This window comes from Azospirillum himalayense (genome assembly GCF_042657465.1).
Classification (GTDB): Bacteria; Pseudomonadota; Alphaproteobacteria; order Azospirillales; family Azospirillaceae; genus Azospirillum; species Azospirillum himalayense.
Genome location: NZ_JBHSLC010000083.1, coordinates 1 through 880, shown reverse-complemented (window position 1 = coordinate 880; position 880 = coordinate 1). Strand labels below are relative to the sequence as shown.

Genomic DNA, 880 nt, shown 5'->3' with positions numbered 1-880 from the left:
CGGCCCGACACCGCGGCGCGGATCGCGCGGGCCACGGCGATGCCGATGTCCTGGGCGTGCAGCACGCGGAAGGCCGCCTTGCACAAAGGCTTGGCGATGGCCAGCTGGTCCATCTCCTCGTAGTCGCCCTGCTGGAGGTCGACGATCTCGCGCTCCGACGAGCCGGAGATCAGGATCATCGGGAAGCAGTTGGTGGTGGCGTTGGCCAGCGCGGTCAGGCCGTTGAGGAAGCCCGGCGCCGAGACGGTCATGCACACGCCCGGCTTCTTGGTCAGGAAGCCGGCGATCGCCGCGGCGTTGCCGGCGTTCTGCTCGTGGCGGAAGGAGATGACCCGCAGCCCCTCGCCCTGGGCCATGCGCAGCAGGTCGGAAATCGGGATGCCCGGCACGACGTAGAGGTTCTCGATGCCGTTGAGCTTGAGGGCATCGATGACGAGCTGGAAACCATCCGTCAGCGCCGGTTCCGCATCGGTGGCGGCCGTGGCTTGGTTGTTGAGGACTGTGACGGCTGACATAAGGGTTACTCCTCCCCGACTCTTATTCGGTTCACGATCGGTCAATCGAGAAAATCGCAGTGCTGTTCGACATGGCGGGCCAGCCCCAGCGTGTGCTCGCGCACCCGCCGCTCGGCCAGGTCGGCGTCGCGCCGGGTCAGGGCGTCGATGATGTCGCGGTGCTCGACGATGGACGTCTCGGCCCGGCCGCCGCGGCGCATGGTGACGCGGCGGATGGCCCGCATGTGGATGAAGAAGCGGTCGGTCAGGTCGGCGATGAGCGTGCAGCCCGAGGCCTGGATGATCGACTGGTGGAAGGCGACGTTGGCGTCGGAATACTCCAGCACGTGGTCGGCCAGCTCGCCTTCGGCGAAGCGGTCGAAGGT

2 protein-coding genes are annotated in these 880 nt (G+C 67.3%); both read right to left on the bottom strand.

Going from position 1 to position 880, the window contains the following annotated elements; genetic code table 11:
• Nucleotides 1-515: thiamine pyrophosphate-binding protein (locus ACFPMG_RS24825; RefSeq protein ID WP_376997932.1), on the bottom strand; the 515-nt coding region annotated here is incomplete at its 3' end.
• Between the two features lie 41 nt (nt 516-556).
• Nucleotides 557-880, bottom strand: a 324-nt coding sequence (locus ACFPMG_RS24820; RefSeq protein WP_376997931.1) for an FCD domain-containing protein, incomplete at its 5' end; no start/stop codon positions are given.